The sequence below is a fragment of the Pseudorhodoferax sp. Leaf274 genome (genome assembly GCF_001422445.1).
Taxonomy (GTDB): Bacteria; Pseudomonadota; Gammaproteobacteria; order Burkholderiales; family Burkholderiaceae_C; genus Pseudorhodoferax.
Genome location: NZ_LMNA01000023.1, coordinates 294,348 through 309,708, shown reverse-complemented (window position 1 = coordinate 309,708; position 15,361 = coordinate 294,348). Strand labels below are relative to the sequence as shown.

16 protein-coding genes and 1 pseudogene are annotated in these 15,361 nt (G+C 69.5%); 6 read left to right on the top strand and 11 right to left on the bottom strand.

Annotated elements, in window-relative coordinates; genetic code table 11:
- Positions 1-20 precede the first annotated feature (20 nt).
- Both hydA and ASF44_RS18665 read left to right on the top strand, forming a co-directional pair.
- Entirely contained in the window at positions 21-1,439 is a 1,419-nt protein-coding gene (gene hydA / locus ASF44_RS18670; RefSeq protein ID WP_056900726.1) for a dihydropyrimidinase, read from the top strand.
- A 4-nt stretch (positions 1,440-1,443) separates the two neighbouring features.
- Positions 1,444-2,187, top strand: coding sequence for an aspartate/glutamate racemase family protein (locus ASF44_RS18665; protein ID WP_056900725.1), 744 nt, complete (start codon positions 1,444-1,446; stop codon positions 2,185-2,187).
- Positions 2,188-2,215: 28 nt separating this feature from the next.
- On the opposite strand, the gene ASF44_RS18660 is transcribed toward ASF44_RS18665, so the two are convergent.
- The 5 genes and pseudogenes from ASF44_RS18660 to ASF44_RS18645 all read right to left on the bottom strand — a co-directional run bounded on the left by ASF44_RS18660 (position 2,216) and on the right by ASF44_RS18645 (position 5,865).
- Complete coding sequence (locus ASF44_RS18660) at positions 2,216-2,536, bottom strand: YkgJ family cysteine cluster protein (protein WP_056900823.1); 321 nt, start codon at positions 2,534-2,536, stop codon at positions 2,216-2,218.
- Positions 2,537-2,546: 10 nt separating this feature from the next.
- Positions 2,547-3,776: an MFS transporter gene (locus tag ASF44_RS18655; RefSeq protein WP_056900724.1), complete on the bottom strand. Its 1,230-nt coding sequence runs from the start codon at positions 3,774-3,776 to the stop codon at positions 2,547-2,549.
- Positions 3,777-3,824: 48 nt separating this feature from the next.
- Positions 3,825-4,166 carry a sensor histidine kinase KdpD gene (locus tag ASF44_RS32935; RefSeq protein ID WP_056900723.1) on the bottom strand — a complete coding sequence of 114 codons (342 nt, stop codon included), beginning with the start codon at positions 4,164-4,166 and terminating at the stop codon, positions 3,825-3,827.
- Positions 4,167-4,366: 200 nt separating this feature from the next.
- A pseudogene (locus ASF44_RS32930) lies at positions 4,367-4,756 on the bottom strand (histidine kinase dimerization/phospho-acceptor domain-containing protein); the annotation flags it as partial.
- A 455-nt stretch (positions 4,757-5,211) separates the two neighbouring features.
- Positions 5,212-5,865 carry a response regulator transcription factor gene (locus ASF44_RS18645; RefSeq protein WP_056900722.1) on the bottom strand — a complete coding sequence of 218 codons (654 nt, stop codon included), beginning with the start codon at positions 5,863-5,865 and terminating at the stop codon, positions 5,212-5,214.
- Between the two features lie 115 nt (positions 5,866-5,980).
- Here ASF44_RS18645 and ASF44_RS18640 point away from each other — a divergent pair, with 115 nt between their 5' ends.
- Genes ASF44_RS18640 through ASF44_RS18630 form a run of 3 tightly spaced genes read left to right on the top strand, consistent with a single transcriptional unit; the run spans position 5,981 to position 9,449 of the window.
- On the top strand, positions 5,981-7,936 hold the full coding sequence (locus ASF44_RS18640) for a S9 family peptidase (RefSeq protein ID WP_162243838.1): 1,956 nt from the start codon (positions 5,981-5,983) through the stop codon (positions 7,934-7,936).
- A gap of 11 nt (positions 7,937-7,947) precedes the next feature.
- Positions 7,948-8,982, top strand: a complete 1,035-nt coding sequence (locus tag ASF44_RS18635) for an aminoglycoside phosphotransferase family protein (RefSeq protein WP_056900720.1) — start codon at positions 7,948-7,950, stop codon at positions 8,980-8,982.
- 17 nt (positions 8,983-8,999) lie between these two features.
- Positions 9,000-9,449 (top strand): N-acetyltransferase, encoded by a 450-nt coding sequence (locus ASF44_RS18630; protein WP_235579265.1) that lies wholly within the window; start codon positions 9,000-9,002, stop codon positions 9,447-9,449.
- 71 nt (positions 9,450-9,520) lie between these two features.
- Here ASF44_RS18630 and ASF44_RS18625 read toward each other — a convergent pair whose 3' ends face one another.
- The 5 genes from ASF44_RS18625 to ASF44_RS18605 all read right to left on the bottom strand — a co-directional run bounded on the left by ASF44_RS18625 (position 9,521) and on the right by ASF44_RS18605 (position 14,269).
- Positions 9,521-10,009 (bottom strand): hypothetical protein, encoded by a 489-nt coding sequence (locus tag ASF44_RS18625; RefSeq protein WP_156374587.1) that lies wholly within the window; start codon positions 10,007-10,009, stop codon positions 9,521-9,523.
- Between the two features lie 35 nt (positions 10,010-10,044).
- Positions 10,045-11,559, bottom strand: a complete 1,515-nt coding sequence (locus ASF44_RS18620; RefSeq protein ID WP_056900718.1) for a carotenoid oxygenase family protein — start codon at positions 11,557-11,559, stop codon at positions 10,045-10,047.
- Between the two features lie 11 nt (positions 11,560-11,570).
- Positions 11,571-12,002, bottom strand: coding sequence for a DUF2141 domain-containing protein (locus ASF44_RS18615; protein ID WP_056900717.1), 432 nt, complete (start codon positions 12,000-12,002; stop codon positions 11,571-11,573).
- Between the two features lie 147 nt (positions 12,003-12,149).
- On the bottom strand, positions 12,150-13,064 hold the full coding sequence (argF, locus tag ASF44_RS18610; protein WP_056900716.1) for an ornithine carbamoyltransferase: 915 nt from the start codon (positions 13,062-13,064) through the stop codon (positions 12,150-12,152).
- Positions 13,061-14,269, bottom strand: a complete 1,209-nt coding sequence (locus ASF44_RS18605; RefSeq protein ID WP_056900715.1) for an aspartate aminotransferase family protein — start codon at positions 14,267-14,269, stop codon at positions 13,061-13,063. Before ASF44_RS18605 ends, argF begins: the two co-directional genes overlap by 4 nt.
- A gap of 279 nt (positions 14,270-14,548) precedes the next feature.
- Between ASF44_RS18605 and ASF44_RS18600 the strand changes: the two genes are divergently transcribed.
- Positions 14,549-14,866 (top strand): DUF3579 domain-containing protein, encoded by a 318-nt coding sequence (locus tag ASF44_RS18600; RefSeq protein WP_056900714.1) that lies wholly within the window; start codon positions 14,549-14,551, stop codon positions 14,864-14,866.
- Between the two features lie 132 nt (positions 14,867-14,998).
- On the opposite strand, the gene rpsT is transcribed toward ASF44_RS18600, so the two are convergent.
- Entirely contained in the window at positions 14,999-15,304 is a 306-nt protein-coding gene (gene rpsT / locus ASF44_RS18595; protein WP_056900713.1) for a 30S ribosomal protein S20, read from the bottom strand.
- Positions 15,305-15,361 lie beyond the last annotated feature (57 nt).

Genomic DNA, 15,361 nt, shown 5'->3' with positions numbered 1-15,361 from the left:
TTTCCACCACAACACCACCCATGTCCGACTTCGACCTTGTGATCCGCAACGCGCGGGCCGTGACCGCCTCCGACAGCTTCGACTGCGACATCGGCATCCGCGGCGGCCGCATCGCCCAGCTGGGCCTGGGCCTGCCCGCTGGCAAGCAGGAGATCGATGCCGCAGGCCGCACCGTGACGCCCGGCGGCGTGGACGCGCACTGCCACCTCGACCAGCCGATGCCGCCGCCCACGCGCAACGCCGACGACTTCGACACGGGCACGCGCTCGGCCGCCTGCGGCGGCACCACCACGGTGATCCCGTTCGCCGCGCAGCAGAAGGGCCAGTCGCTGCGCGCGGCGGTGGAGGACTACCGCGCGCGCGCGGCAGGCAAGGCGCACATCGACTACGCCTTCCACCTGATCGTGAGCGACCCCACGCCCACGGTGCTGCAGGAGGAGCTGCCGGCGCTCATCCAGGAAGGCTTCACCTCGTTCAAGATCTACATGACCTACGACGACATGAAGCTGGACGACGGCCAGATCCTGGACGTGCTGGACGTGGCCCGCCAGCACGGCGCGCTGGCCATGGTGCACGCCGAGAACGCCGACTGCATCGAGTGGCTCACGCGCCGGCTGGAGGCTGCGGGCCGTACGGCGCCACGCTTCCATGCGCATGCGCGGCCCATGCTCGTGGAGCGCGAGGCCACGCACCGCGCGATCGCGCTGGCCGAACTCGTGGACGTGCCCATCCTGATCGTGCACGTGTCGGGCCGCGAGGCCGTGGAGCAGATCCGTTGGGCGCGCGCGCATGGCCTGAACATCTTCGCCGAGACCTGCCCACAGTACCTGTTCCTGACGGCCGAGGACCTGGGCATCGACGACAGCTACAAGGGCGCCAAGTGCGTCTGCAGCCCGCCGCCGCGCGACCGCGCGAACCAGCAGGTGATCTGGGATGGGCTCAACGACGGGCTGTTCACGGTGTTCTCGTCCGACCACGCGCCCTTCAAGTTCGACGCGCCCGAGGGCAAGAAGCCGAACGGCGAGGAGGTGTCGTTCCGCCACATCCCCAACGGCATCCCGGGCCTGGAGACGCGCATGGCGCTGCTGTGGTCCGAAGGCGTGCTGGCCGGCCGCATGACGCCGCACCGCTTCGTCGAACTCACGGCCACGGGCCCGGCCAAGGCCTACGGCCTGCACCCGCGCAAGGGCACGATCGCGATCGGCGCGGACGCCGACCTTGTGATCTGGGACGAACGCGAGTTCGTGCTGCGCAACGAACAGCTGCACCACGAGGTGGACTACACGCCCTACGAGGGCATGCGGCTCAAGGCCTGGCCTGGCATCACGCTCTGCCGGGGCGAGGTGGTGTGGGACGGGCAGTTCCATGCACGGCCCGGCCAGGGCCGCCTGCTCGCATGCGGCAAGCCATCCCTGCTGCCCCAACGCCGCCCGGCCTGACGCCATGCAGCTGCTGATCATCAACCCCAACATTTCCACCAGCGTCACGGCGCTGATCGAGGCCGAGGCGCGCCGCAGTGCCTCTGCCACCACGTCCCTGAGCATGCAGACGGCGCCCTTCGGCGTGGCCTACATCGAGACGCGCTTCGAGGCGCTGATCGGCGCCTACGCCACGTCCCAGGTCGCGGCCGAGCACGCACCCGGCCACGACGCGGTGATCGTCGCCGCGTTCGGCGACCCTGGCCTGGCGGGCCTGCGCGAGGTGCTGCCCATGCCCGTGCTGGGCCTGACCGAATCGGCGCTGGCCAGCGCCTGCCTGCTGGGCCAGCGCTTTTCCATCGTCGCGATCTCGCAGCGCATCAGCGCCTGGTACCGCGAGGTCGTCGAGGCCAATGGCCTGATCGGCCGGCTCGCCAGCATCCGCGCGCTGGACCAGCCGCTGGCCGGCATCGGCAGTGTGCAGACAGACCATGGACAGGCACTGCAGGCGCTGTGCGAGCGGGCGGTGGCCGAGGACGGCGCCGACGTGATCGTGCTGGCCGGTGCGCCGCTGGCAGGGCTGGCGCGCAGCCTGCGCGGGCAGCTGCCGGTGCCGGTGGTCGATGGCGTGTCCAGCGCCGTGCGGCATGCCGAATCTCTGGTGGCGCTGGCGCCAGGCAAGGCCACGCGCGGCAGCTTCGCGCCGCCGCCGGTCAAGCCCAACGCAGGACTGCCCGAGGCCATTGCGCGTCTGCTGGCGCGCGCGTAGTTGCACGCGGCTGCGGGCGCGCGGCTGGTCAGGAATCCAGCGGCGCCATGCCGTGGCGCGCGCGGGCCCGGTCGCAGGCATCGCTGCCGGCCTCGAACTCGCGGCAGGGCGAGGGCCGCCATTCGTAGATGCCGCAGCCCACGTTCTGCCCCAGCTTGCCGGTCAGCGCGGCGCAGCGGATCGGCACGTGGTCGGTGCCGCGCATGCGCGCGGTGTTGCCGTTGACCTCCACGGCCAGGCCATCGGGCACGGTGCCGCCTTCGCTCTGCAGCTCGTAGACCGAGAAGTCGACGCGGAAGTTGGCGCAGCAGGCGCCGCAGGATTGGCAGGGGGAATCGGTCTGAGCCATGGTGCGTCCGTCAGGCCTGGGCTGCCGCAGCCGCCGCATCGCGCCGGCGCAGCGCCCGCGCGAAGAACAGCGCCATGCCCAGCACCGCCACGCCCGCGCCCGCCACCACCGCCGTCGAGCCCCAGCGCCCGACCAGGCTGGCCGCCAGCACCACGCCCACCGATTGCCCGATGAACAGCGAGGTGGAGAACATGGCCACGCCCATGCCGCGCGCCTCGGGCGCCATCTGCGTGGCGTTGGTCTGCAGCGTGTTCTGCATCATGAACAGGCCGAAGCCTGCGACCAGGCTGGCCAGCGGCGCCAGCCCGGCATAAGGGGTGAAGGCCAGCCCGCATGCGCCGATGGACAGCGCGGCGGCGCCCGTCAGCACCAGGCCGCGCTCGCCCAGCCAGGGGATCAGCCGCCGCGCGCCGACCATGTAGAGCACGCCGCCAACCCCGGCCAGCGCCACGCTGGCACCGGAAGCAGCCAGCGACATGCCCAGCCGGGCGTGCAGGTGCGAGGCCCAGATGGCCATGACGCCGAAGGCCAGCGCGCCCTGGGCCACCGAGGTCAGCAGCACGGCGCGGGCGTGCGGGCGCCGCAGGATGACGAGCAGCTGCGCGCCGAAGGGCTGGCGCGTGGCAGGCGCACCCGCCAGGCCCGCCATGTGGTGCGGCCGCAGGCGCTGCTGCCGCCAGTCGCGCCACTGCAGCGCGCCGACCACGCCGAACAGGGCGGTCAGGAACCAGAAGGCCCAGCGCCAGCCGAACCAGTCGGTGAACAGGCCGCCCAGCAGCTGGCCGCTGACCAGCCCCAGCGTGGAACCCAGGCCCAGCAGCGCCAGCGTTTCCTGGCGCTTCTCATAGCTGACCGCATCGCCGACCCAGGCCAGCGCCATCGGGATCATGGCCGCGGCCGCCACGGCCACCAGCACGCGCCCCAGCACCAGCATGGCCAGGTCCGGCGCCAACGCCGAGACCACGCTGCCGACGCTGCAGGCCAGCGTGCACAGCGAGATCAGCTTGAACTTGCCGAAGCGGTCGCCCAGCGGTCCGTAGAACAGCAATGCCACGCCGTAGGCGATCGCGAAGAACGAGACCACCTGCGCGGCCTGCGCCAGCGAGACCGAGAACTCCTGCGCCAGCGCGGGCAGCATGGCGTCGCAGATGCGCTGCACCGACATGCTGGAGAAGTTGGACAGCGACAGCAGCAGGATGGAGCGCCGCAGCGCGGGTGTGATGGCGTGGGAATCTGGCATAGGGAGCGCGCCACGGCGCACCGGAGCCCCCGCGCGGCGGGCCGGATTTTAGGAGCGCGCGCCGGGGACGGCCGGCACCTCGACGAGCAGCCCCACGCCGCGGCCGTGCAAGCCCTCGGCAACCCGCACGCTGCCGCCCAGGCGCAGCGCGGCCTGGCGCACGATGGCCAGGCCCAGGCCGGCGCCCGATTCCGCCTGGCCGGCGCCGCGGTAGAAGCGCTCGAACACGCGTTCGTGCTCGGCCGGCGCGATGCCCACGCCGTCGTCCTGCACGGCCAGCGACCAGCCGCCGGAGGCCAGGCCCGCGAGCGTGGCACGCACCTGGCTGCCCGCGCCGCTGTAGCGGACCGCGTTGTCCACGAGGTTGGTGGCGATCGAGCGCACGACCATGGGATCCGCAGGCCGGTGCAGGTGCTCGGCGCCTCCAGGGCCAGCTCGATGCGGCGCGCGCGTGCCGCCGGGAAAGCTTCGGCCAATGTCTCGCGCAGCAGCGCGGCCAGGTCTGCCGGTTCGGCCGGCGGCCGCTGTGCCTCGTCGAGCCGGGCCAACTCCAGCAGCTGCTGCGCCAGGTGGGCCGCGCGCAGCACGGCCTGTTCGAGCTGCGGTGCGGCCAACGCGCGTTCCCGCGCATCCTGCGAGCGCGCCAGCACGTGCGCCTGCGCGGCGACCACGGCCAGCGGCGTGCGCAGTTCGTGGGCCGCGTCCTGCACGAAGGCGCGCTCGCGCGCGAGCTTGTGGCGTGCACTGGCCAGCAGGTCGTCGAGCGAGTGCACCAGCGGCAGCAGCTCGCGGTGCCGCGCGTCGAAGCCGACCGGCTGCAGGTCGCCCACCGTGCGGCTGCGGATGCGGTCGGCCAATACCTGCAGCGGCCGCAGGCCGTTGCGCACGGACAGCCAGACGGCCAGCAGCACAATGGGAGAGGCCAGGAGCAGGTAGGGCAGCAGGTTGCGCGCGTTGTAGGCCAGGAAGTCCGACGTCATGCGCCGGGGCTCCGCGATCCGCAGCGTCCAGCGTCCCGCGCCGGCTTGAAAGATCCGGTGGGGCACGCCGTCGATGTCGGCGTGCGTGATCGGGTCCGCGGGGCGCGCTGCGTCGGCTGCGAAGCCCGGCGATGCGTAGACGGTCCGGCCGTCCCCATCGGCCAGCGCGAACCGGTAGTGGCCCGTGAACCGCTCGTCGTGCGCGCGCCGCTCGTTGATCCAGCGCGCCGAGGCCGCCAGCGTGACACGCGCCTGGTCCGCATCCTTGATGTCCGCCAGCGCGCCAGCCAACGCGTGGCCGAATTTCTGCAGGTTCGGGCCGGTCGCCAGCGCATGGCGGTTCAACGCGTAGTTGTAGCCCAGCAGCACCATCCACACCACGACGAACGCCAGCAGCACCGACCAGGTGCTGCGCCGTACCAGCGTGGGTTCGGCCAACCAGGCGACAAGGCGCTTCATGCCGACAGCACGTACCCGACCCCGCGCACGGTCTGGATCGCGTCGGGGCCGATCTTGCGGCGCAGGTTGGAGATGTGCACTTCCAGCGCGCTGAAGTCCAGCGGCTCGCCCAGCGGTTCGAGGCGCTGCGATAGCAGGCCCTTGGCCAGCACCGTGCCGGGTTCGCGCGCCAGCTCCAGCAGGATCTGGAATTCGCGCGGCGACAGCGGCACCGCCACGCCCTCGCGCGTGACGCGGCGCCGCCGCGGCTCGACGACCAGCGGCCCCAGCACCCAGCGTTCGCTGGCCTGGCGCGCCGCGCGGCGCAGCACGGCGCGGATGCGCGAGATCAGCTCCTCGGTGGCGAATGGCTTGACGACGAAGTCGTCGGCCCCGCCGTCCAGCCCCGCCAGCCGGTCGGCCACGGCCGAGCGCGCGGTGATGACGATGACCGGCACCAGCACGCCCTCGCGCCGCCAGCGCAGCAGGAGGTCGAGCCCGGAGCCGTCGGGCAAGGCCAGGTCCAGCAGCACGCAGTCCACGCTGGCGTCGACCTCGCGCGGCACGTCCACCGCCCGGCGCCGCCATTCGCTGCTGAGGCCTTCCACGCGCAGCGCGGACTGCAACGCGCGGCCCAGGTCCAGGTCGTCTTCGATGAGAAGCACATGCATCGCCACGATTGTGGCGCTGGGGCGCCGCGATCCGGCCCGTGCGGACCTGCATCTTTGGCAATCCTTAAGCCGCCCGCCGCTAGCATCTCCACCGCTCGACAAGAAGGAGAAGACGATGCGGAGCACATGGATGGTTTTGGCGTTGGCGGCCACGGCGCTGGCGGGTTGCACAGTCGCCCCCACGCACCCGGCGTTGCGCGAGGCGGCGCTGCCTGCCCTGGTCCCGGTGCGCGATTTCGTGGCCAACCGCCAATCCAGCGGCGGATACCGCGTTTCGCCCGATGGCCGCAAGATCGCCTGGTTCGGCACCGATGGCGTATCGCCGGCGGTGTGGATCAAGTCGCTGGACGCGGACGACGCCAAGGCCGTGCGCATGCGGGGACGCACGCTGCGCTGGAGCGCCGACAGCAGCATCCTGGCCATCGTGGCCGACCGTGGCGGCGACGAAGACATGCGCGTGCACGCCGTGGCGGCCGACGGCCCGTCCACCGAGGCGCTGGACCTGACGCCTTTCGCGCGCACCACGTCGCACATCGTCATGCCGGTGGACGGTACGGCGGACTTCGTCGTCAGCTCCAACCTGCGCGACAAGAAGGTCTTCGACCTGTACCGTATCGACGCGCGCACCGGCGCACGCACACTGCTGCAGACCAACCCGGGCAACGTGGGCTGGTGGGGCGTGGACCGCAAGGGCCGCACGCTGGCCCGGGTCACCCTCGATGGCACGCAGGGTCATCTGCAGCGGCCGGCGGCCGATGGCCAGCCTTGGCGCGATCTGGCGCAATGGAGCCGTTGGGACACCGTCATCCTGTTCGGCTTGCAGGAGGATGGCCGCCAGGCATGGGCGCTGTCCAATCGTGGCCGGGACAAGCTGGCGCTGGTGCGTTTCGACCTGGACACCGGGACCGAGGACATGGTCCATGCCGACCCCGACGTGGACCTGGACAGCGTGGTGCTGAGCCGCAAGACGCAACAGCCGCTGGTCATCCACGCGATGCCCGGCTATCCGGCCCGCCGCGTTCTGGACGACGCCCTCGCCCGCCGCCTGGACACACTGGCCGACGGCAAGCCGGCCGACGTGCAGATCGCAAGCATGGACGACAGCGAAACCGTGTTCGTCGCCACCGTGACCACGGACCGTGGCAGCCGCAGCTACCTGCTGCGCGGCGACCAGCCGGCGCAGCTGCTCGGCGAGAGCAGCCTGAGCATGGTCGACACGGAGCTGGCGTCCACCCGGCCCATCACCGTGACCAGCCGCGATGGCCTCGCGCTGCACGGCTATCTCACGTTGCCGCCCGGCGTGGCCCCACGCCAACTGCCCATGGCGTTGCTGGTGCACGGCGGCCCGTGGCAGCGCGACCGCTGGGGCAACGGTGCGACGAACCGCGCGCTGCAGCAGTTCCTGGCCAACCGCGGCTATGCGGTGCTGCAACTGAACTACCGCGGCTCCAGCGGCTACGGCCGCGCCTTCATGGAGAAAGCGATCGGCGAGTTCGCCGGGCGGATGCACGACGACCTGGTCGACGGCGTGCGCTGGGCCGTGGACGCCGGCGTGGCAGACCCGGGCCGCGTGGCCATCTACGGCGCCAGCTACGGTGGGTATTCCGCGCTGGTCGGCGCCACGTTCACGCCCGAAGTGTTTGCCTGCGCGGTCGACGTGGTCGGCATGAGCGACCTGGGCAGCCTGCTGCAGAACGCGCCGCCGTACTGGGAGCTTGGCAAGCCCTGGTGGGTGCGCTTCGTCGGCGATCCAGATCGCCCGGAAGACCTGCAGCGCATGCGCGACAAGTCGCCGCTGTACCGCGCAGACCGGGCCACCCGCCCCATCCTCATCATGCACGGCGTCAACGACGCGCGGGTCAAGCTGGACCAGTCCGAGCGCATGGTGGCCGCGCTGCGCGCGGCCGGCAAGCCGGTCGAGTACCTGACGTTCCAGGGCGATGGCCACGGCAACCAGAAATGGAACAACAACCTGGCGATGTACCGCAAGACGGAGGACTTCCTCGCCAGTTGCCTGGGCGGGCGCAGCAGCGGGTTCGATTACTACCAGCTGGGGGCTTGGCTGTTTTGAGCCAACACACGATGGACCCATTGCTTGCAACGCGCCTTCTCGAACCGGCGTTCCTGTCGAAACACATCGAACGCAAACGCCAGACCGATGGCGCGAGACTGCTGTCGTCGTGCATCCGCGACGTCGATGCTCCCGGCTACCTGTCAGACCTGGTCGGCGTGACGCTGACGTGGGACCCGCCGACCGGCGCGCCCACGCGCGCCATCCTGAAGGTGTCACATGCCGGCTTCGGCCAGCTGGAATGGCCGTTCTACGACAACATCGCGCAACACCTGGACTGCGCTTCGATTCCCACGGTATTTGCCGGCGGCATCGACGAGCCAACCGGGCGCACATGGCTGCTGATGGAAGACCTGTCCGCATCGCACGAACGGCCCAGCCAGGCGCCGTTGCCACCGACGCTCGCGCGCAGCACCAGCATCGTCGAAGCATTGGCACGCTTCCATGCAGCCGGACAAAAGACAGACAGCTGGCAAGCCACCTGCCCCTCGCTTTCGGATCGGCTTCGGACGTCGGCTTGGCTCGATGCGGCATGCGAGCGCCTGTTCACGGAGGCGGGCGACGCCTTGGCCCCGGGCACGCGAGAGACCTATGCGCGCTTCCTGTCCAGGTACCCGTCTCTTGTCGATCGGGCTGCGTCGATGCAGGGCATCACGCTCGTCCATGGCGATGCGCACGTGTGGAACTGGATGCTGCCGCGCGCAGGCATTCCTGGGACACCGAAGCTCATCGACTGGGACGCCTGGCAACGGGGTCCGGGAGTTTGGGACCTTGCGTACATGATGGCCCTGCAATGGGATCGCGGGGTTCGCCAGCGCTTCGAGAACCACCTGCTGGACCGGTACCACGCCGCGGCCGCTGCCTGCGACATGCCCGGCTGCTCGCGCCAAGCGCTCCAGGACGACTACCGCCTCGCGGTGTTGCTCCATCTGCGCACGCCACTGGCGCGTTTTGAACGGGGCATGTCCGCTTACGTCTGGTGGCCGCAACTGACCCGGACCGTGCAGGCCGTCGAAGACTTGCGCTGCCTGGAGTTGCTGGCCTGAACGGCTGGAAGAGCGAGATGGTCACCCATCGCACAACCGTGCCCGATTTCGAGATCTACACCCCCACGGCCGAGGAAGTCCATTCCGGCGAATTGGGCCGCCGCATGCGGCAGTTCAACTACCGCGTCATCGGCGAGTATGGCCAGACGCAGCCGATCTGGGTCAGCGCGAAGAATGCCGGCGGCGAGCTCGTCGGCGGATTGCGGGGATTCGTGTTCCTGCACTGGCTCACTGTCGAACTGCTCTTCGTGGACGAGGCGGCGCGGCACCAGGGCCTGGGCCGCCGCTTGCTCGCAACCGCAGAACGCCAAGCAATCGACATGGGCGCCCGCCATGCAACGCTGACCACCTTCGCATGGCAAGCCCGTGCCTTCTACGTGCGGCAAGGCTACGAGGAGTTCGGACGCATCGACGACTATGTCCAGGGCCACTACCTGGCCCACATGAAGAAGACGCTGGCGCCGTAGCCGCAGCGCGCGGAGCGGGCGTGCCCCCGGTCACATGGCGAATGACCGCTCTGGCCCGTGGCAGCCGCGGATCACGCGACCTTGCTGAAGTACTCGAAGTTCGCACCGACGCGAACAAGGTAGAACCCGTCGCCCTTGTACAAGGTCAACTCGGGCAACGCGGATGCGTCCTCGAACGTGAGGGTGGTGCTGCTGGCGGTGTGGCGCGCGACACGGAAGGGATAGGTCTCCCGATGCTCCATGTCGTTGGTCCGGGAGACCACAGTGAACTTCCCGGGAGAGATCACGTGCGTCATGTGGCCGAACATGCTGGCGATCCTCGCCAGGTTCTCTTGGGTCGGCCGCTTGCCCTGGAAGGTGAAATGCGCCATGGACCGTTCGACGTCCGAACGCCATTCGCCGTAGATCCAGGCCCACGCCGGCGTTGCCGGTCGGGCATCGGCCGCGCTGGCGGCGAATCCGGCAGTCCCCAAGGCTGCAAGCAGCACGTCTCTTCGCTTCATCATTGACCGGCGTCCCATCCAGACGCAGTTCGGCGTCTCGGGCAGGACGTCGCGCACGCCGGCCGCGGTGGTCCCGACTGTAGGGCACCGCGTCACGCCGCCACGAAGATCCCATGCAGCCCCATCGGCATCACGCGCGGCAGCACGCCTTGCGCGATGGGGCCGTCCGCCAGGTGCTGCGCGTCGAACACCGACAGCAGCATGGCGCGCCGCTGCAGATCCAGCGCGGTGCCCAGCACCCAGCCATGCCCTTCGGGCCTGCCTTCGCGCGGCACGAACAGGTGCTCCTCGACCAGCACCTCGGTGCCGTAGCGGTAGCGGTCGGCGCGGCCCGTCTGCAGGTCGATGCGGGTGACCGCGTCGAAGCCCGGCCGCGGGCCGGCGGCCACGCGCTCGGCCACCAGCACGTGGCGCGTGCGCTGGCCGACGAAGCGCGGGTCCACGCGCGGGAACTCGGCCGCATGCGGCAGCAGTTCCTGGCGCGCCTGGCCGGATTGCAGGTCCAGCGTGACGAGCGCCATCGCGGCCTGATCGGCGCTTTGGTACCGGCCGCGCATCAGGTCCTGCAGACCCTGGGTCGCCCACCAGGCGTCGGGAGAGCGGATGTAGTCCAGCTGGATGACCCCGCGGCGGGCGTCCTCCCATGCGTTGCCGATGTGGAACACGAAGCCGGCGGGCAGCATGAACCAGCGCGGCGCATCGAGCCGGTCCTTGGGCAGCACCAGCACACGCATGCCCATCTCGGGCCGCCAGACGTGGCTGGCCACGAAGGTCTGGCCCGCGCGCATGCGCTCCAGGTCGAACACCAGGGGCGGCAGCAGGAACACCAGGTGCCGCTCGGTCACTGCGAAGTCGTGGACCATGGCGATGTCGGGCACCTGCAGGCTGGCCGTGCGGACATCGCGGCCGTCGGGCGACACGTGGTAGATGGAGAGCACGCCCGCGGCGCTGCTGACGCCGAAGTTCCACAGGCTGCCATCGCGCCCGATGCGCGGGTGCGCGGAGAACGGCATGCCGGCGTACTCGGGCGTCCAGGTCTTGAGGCCGCGTGTCTCCAGGGTCTGCGCGTCGATGCGCGTGGCGGAACCGCCCTCCCACAAGGCCAGCAGTTCGCCGCCGTGGGACACCACGCTGGTGTTGGCGACGTTGAGCGCATCGGCCGAGCGGATGGGCTCTGCCGCCGGCGGGTTGGTGCCGAAGGCAGCACGCACCGGTCGGCCGGCTGCACTGTCCGCCAGGAATTTGCCGGTCCGTACGAAGCGGCCGCTGTGCACAGCGCCCTGGGGGCCCAACCGGTATTGCTGCAACATGCCGTCGCCGTCGAACCAGTGGTGGTAGCGCTCGCCCCCCAGTACATGGCGCGCCGCGCCGTTGCGGTAGAACGATCCGTACAGCGCGGGCGGAATGCGACCGCGCATCTCCAGGGGCATGGGCGCGGCGTCGGCCTGCAGGCCCTCGAAGCCCATCTGCCAGGGCTGTTGGGTGCGGCGCGCGTCGAACGCGGCCTGCCAGGCATCGGGCGCCTCGGCGGCGCGGGCGGGCGCATCGCCCAGCGCCAACAGGCCGGCGGCGCCCAACAGGGAACGGGCAAAGGCACGGCGGTCCATCACGATCCTCCTCAGCGCAGCTGGATGGTGATCGTGGTGTCGGCCTGCACATCCACTGCTGCGTCATCGAACGCGGGCGGCCCCATGCGACCCTGCGCGTCACGGCTGAAGCCATAGGGCTCGATCGGCATGCCGATCGGGTTGGTGTCCAGCTTGGCATTGCCGTTCTCGTCGTGGTAGACGGACAGTGCATGACGGCCGGGCGCCAGGCCGCGGAAGAACAGGACGGTCTTGTCCGTTGCCGGCACGAACTGGCCCTGCACGGCCTGTCCGGGCTTGAGCCAGCCGGTCGCGCTGGTGAACAGCGCGCCGGCGACGCTGCCCTGCGGCGAGCGCGCGCCGGACACTTCGACGGTCAGGTTGGCGGCGTGGGCGGTACCGACAGCCAGCGCCAGGAAGGCAGCGGCGGCGGCGCGAGGAACAGGGCGGGAGAGAACGGGCATCGCGGGGCTCCAGACGGTGAAGGGATCGAAAGCGGCAGTTGCTTTCGATGCATTCACTGTAGGAACGGCGCGCCCGGGGTGCGAGCGGATTGCGACGGAACGCCGTGGCTGCGGCGTGAAATGCGGATGCTGCGCGCGAGCGGTGGCTCAGAGCCTGCCCAGCAGCAGGTACTCCATCAGCGCCTTCTGCACGTGCATGCGGTTCTCCGCCTCTTCCCACACCACCGACTGCGGCCCGTCGATGACCTCGGCCTGCACCTCCTCGCCGCGGTGCGCGGGCAGGCAGTGCATGAACAGTGCATCGGGCTTGGCGACCTTCATCATGTCCTCGTCCACGCACCAGTCGGCGAAGGCCTTCTTGCGCGCCTCGTTCTCGGCCTCGTAGCCCATGCTGGTCCAGACGTCCGTGGTCACGAGGTCGGCGCCGGCGCAGGCGGCCATCGGGTCCTGGAAGACCTGGTAGCTGTCGTTCGACCGCAGTCCGGCGATGGACTGGTCGACCTCGTAACCGCTGGGCGTGCTGACATGGACCTTGAAGCCCAGGATCTCGCTGGCCTGCAGCCAGGTGTTGGCCATGTTGTTGCCGTCGCCCACCCAGGCCACCGTCTTGCCGGCAATCGAGCCGCGGTGCTCGATGAAGGTGAAGATGTCGGCCAGGATCTGGCAGGGGTGGAACTCGTTGGTCAGGCCGTTGATGACGGGCACGCGCGAGTGCGCGGCGAAGCTGTCGATCTTGTCCTGGCCGTAGGTACGGATCATCACCAGGTCGACCATGCGGCTGATGACCTTGGCGCTGTCCTCGATGGGCTCGGCGCGGCCCAGCTGGCTGTCGCCCGTGGTCAGGTGGACCACGCTGCCGCCGAGCTGGTACATGCCGGCCTCGAAGCTCACGCGCGTGCGGGTGCTGGCCTTCTCGAAGATCATGGCCAGCGTGCGGTCCACGAGCGGGTGGTGCTTCTCGTAGGCCTTGAACTTGCGCTTGATGAGCGCGGCGCGCTCGAACAGGTAGGCGTACTCGGCCGCGTCGAAGTCGCTGAACTGCAGGTAGTGCTTGATGCTCATGCAGCCACCGGCTCGGCCAGGAACTCTTTCACCAGCGGCACGAGGATGCCGACGATCTCGTCGGCCTCGGCCTGCGACAGGATCAGCGAAGGCACCATGCGGATCACCGAATCGGCCGTCACGCTGAGCAGCAGGCCCCGCTCGGCCGCGCGCGCGGTGAGCACGCCGCAGGGCCGGGTGAGTTCCACGCCGAGCATGAGGCCCTGGCCGCGGATCTCCTTGAAGCCGTCGAGCCCCTCGAAGGCCTGCAGCAGCGATTGCTTGAGATGCGCGCCGACCTTGGCGGCGTTCTCCAGCAAGCCCTCTTCTTCCATGATGCGGATGGTCTCGATGCCCGCGCGCATGGCCAGCGGGTTGCCGCCGAAGGTGGTGCCGTGGTTGCCGGGGCCGAAGATGCCGGCGGCCTTGGGGCCGGCCACCACGGCGCCGATGGGCACGCCCGAGCCCAGGCCCTTGGCCAGCGGCATCACGTCGGGCACGATGCCGGCCCACTGGTGCGCGAACCACTTGCCGGTGCGGCCCATGCCGCATTGCACCTCGTCGATCATGAGCAGCCAGTCGCGTTCGTCGCAGAGCTGGCGCACCTGCTGCAGGTATTCGACGCGCATCGGGTTCACGCCGCCCTCGCCCTGGATGGTCTCGAAGAACACGGCGACCACGTTGGGATTGCCTTCGGTCTTGGCCTTGAGCGCGGCGATGTCGTTGAGCGGCACGCGGATGAAGCCCTCGACCAGCGGGCCGAAGCCCTGCTGCACCTTGGTGTTGCCGGTGGCCGAGAGCGTGGCGATGCTGCGGCCATGGAAGGCCTTCTCGTAGACGACGATCTCGGGCTTGTCGATGCCCTTGTCGTGGCCGAACTTGCGCGCCAGCTTGATGGCGGCCTCGTTGGCTTCCAGGCCCGTGCAGCAGAAGAAGGCGTTGGTCATGCCGGCCAGCTCGGTCAGCTTGGCCGCGAGCTTCTCCTGGCCGGGCACGTGGTAGTAGTTGGAGCTGTGGATGATCTTGGTGATCTGGTCCTGCAGCGCCGGCACCAGCTTGGGGTGGTTGTGGCCCAGCGTGTTGACGGCGATGCCGCCCAGCGCATCGATGTACTGCTTGCCATTGGTGTCCCACACGCGCACGCCCTGGCCATGCGACAGCGCAATCGGCACGCGGCCGTAGGTGTTCATGACGTGGGGGGAAGTGGGCTCTACGGCAGCGGTCATGGTGCTGATCTCTCCAGGAACAGGGGGCGGAACACGGGGGATTCAGCAAGACCGGCGCCTCGTCGGCATATCACCGGAGTCCGCTGAACGGCGATTCTAGGGGCTGCAATTGCTCGCTTTTTTGACAATTGCGCATCACAGCCATGCGCCCGGCGACAAGGCCAAGACAGGCGGCTCGGCTAAACTCTGGTGCACCGCAGCATGACAACGGCACCGTTCTTGCTGCAAATTCTGCGCAATGCCGCGCCCCAGCGCCTTCTTCTCCACCAATCCGATCAGATGACCCCGCCCCCGTCCAAGGAAGTCTTCATCCAGGGCATCACCCACGACGGCAGGACCTTCCGCCCCAGCGACTGGGCCGAGCGGCTGGCCGGGGTGCTGAGCCAGTTCCGGCCAGGCGGGCCACAGCCGGGCAGCCACCTGGGCTACTCGCCGTGGTGCGTTCCGACCACGGTGAACGGCGTCAAGTGCGTGATCGTGCACCACGACCTGCGCGACTACGACGTGATGGCCTGGGACTTCGCGATGAACTTCGCGCGCGACAACGAACTGCAGGTGGCACAGGCCTGCCTGGTGCCGGAGCCGCCCAAGCGCTGAACGCACGCGGTCCGACAGCCGCGATCGATGGCCCAAGAAAAAACCGCCCGAAGGCGGTTTCTCTTTTTCTTTGCTGGCAGCGCACCCGGTCAAACGGCGGGTTGCACGTGCAACCCGGGCGGGTTGGCTAGTTTAGGCTGCGGCCGGGGCAGTGGCCAGGGCCTTGACCTTGGCGGCCAGGCGGCTCTTGTCGCGCGCGGCCTTGTTCTTGTGGAAGATGCCCTTGTCGGCGACGGTGTCGACCACGGATTGCATCTTGCCGAACAGTTCGGTGGCCTTCGCCTTGTCGCCGGAGGCAACGGCCTTCTCGACGTTCTTGACGAAAGTGCGGTACTTGGAACGCAGCGAGGTGTTTGCGGCGTTGATCTTGACGTCCTGGCGGACGCGCTTGCGGCCCGACGCCAGGCGCGGGTTCTTCTTCTTGGGCTTGGTTGCCATGGTATGTATTCCTTAAGGGCTTGAGGATGTTGCCAGCAAAGCCCGCCAGTATAGCAG

Coding starts and splice junctions, on each gene's coding strand:
- ASF44_RS18620 (WP_056900718.1), bottom strand. CDS start 11,559: ATGGACCGCCGTGCCTTTGCCCGTTCCCTGTTGGGCGCCGCCGGCCTG.
- ASF44_RS18630 (WP_235579265.1), top strand. CDS start 9,000: ATGGTCACCCATCGCACAACCGTGCCCGATTTCGAGATCTACACCCCC.
- rpsT (WP_056900713.1), bottom strand. CDS start 15,304: ATGGCAACCAAGCCCAAGAAGAAGAACCCGCGCCTGGCGTCGGGCCGC.
- ASF44_RS18665 (WP_056900725.1), top strand. CDS start 1,444: ATGCAGCTGCTGATCATCAACCCCAACATTTCCACCAGCGTCACGGCG.
- ASF44_RS18645 (WP_056900722.1), bottom strand. CDS start 5,865: ATGCATGTGCTTCTCATCGAAGACGACCTGGACCTGGGCCGCGCGTTG.
- ASF44_RS18600 (WP_056900714.1), top strand. CDS start 14,549: ATGACCCCGCCCCCGTCCAAGGAAGTCTTCATCCAGGGCATCACCCAC.
- argF (WP_056900716.1), bottom strand. CDS start 13,064: ATGAGCATCAAGCACTACCTGCAGTTCAGCGACTTCGACGCGGCCGAG.
- ASF44_RS32935 (WP_056900723.1), bottom strand. CDS start 4,166: ATGGTCGTGCGCTCGATCGCCACCAACCTCGTGGACAACGCGGTCCGC.
- ASF44_RS18655 (WP_056900724.1), bottom strand. CDS start 3,776: ATGCCAGATTCCCACGCCATCACACCCGCGCTGCGGCGCTCCATCCTG.
- ASF44_RS18635 (WP_056900720.1), top strand. CDS start 7,948: ATGGACCCATTGCTTGCAACGCGCCTTCTCGAACCGGCGTTCCTGTCG.
- hydA (WP_056900726.1), top strand. CDS start 21: ATGTCCGACTTCGACCTTGTGATCCGCAACGCGCGGGCCGTGACCGCC.
- ASF44_RS18605 (WP_056900715.1), bottom strand. CDS start 14,269: ATGACCGCTGCCGTAGAGCCCACTTCCCCCCACGTCATGAACACCTAC.
- ASF44_RS18615 (WP_056900717.1), bottom strand. CDS start 12,002: ATGCCCGTTCTCTCCCGCCCTGTTCCTCGCGCCGCCGCCGCTGCCTTC.
- ASF44_RS18660 (WP_056900823.1), bottom strand. CDS start 2,536: ATGGCTCAGACCGATTCCCCCTGCCAATCCTGCGGCGCCTGCTGCGCC.
- ASF44_RS18640 (WP_162243838.1), top strand. CDS start 5,981: ATGCGGAGCACATGGATGGTTTTGGCGTTGGCGGCCACGGCGCTGGCG.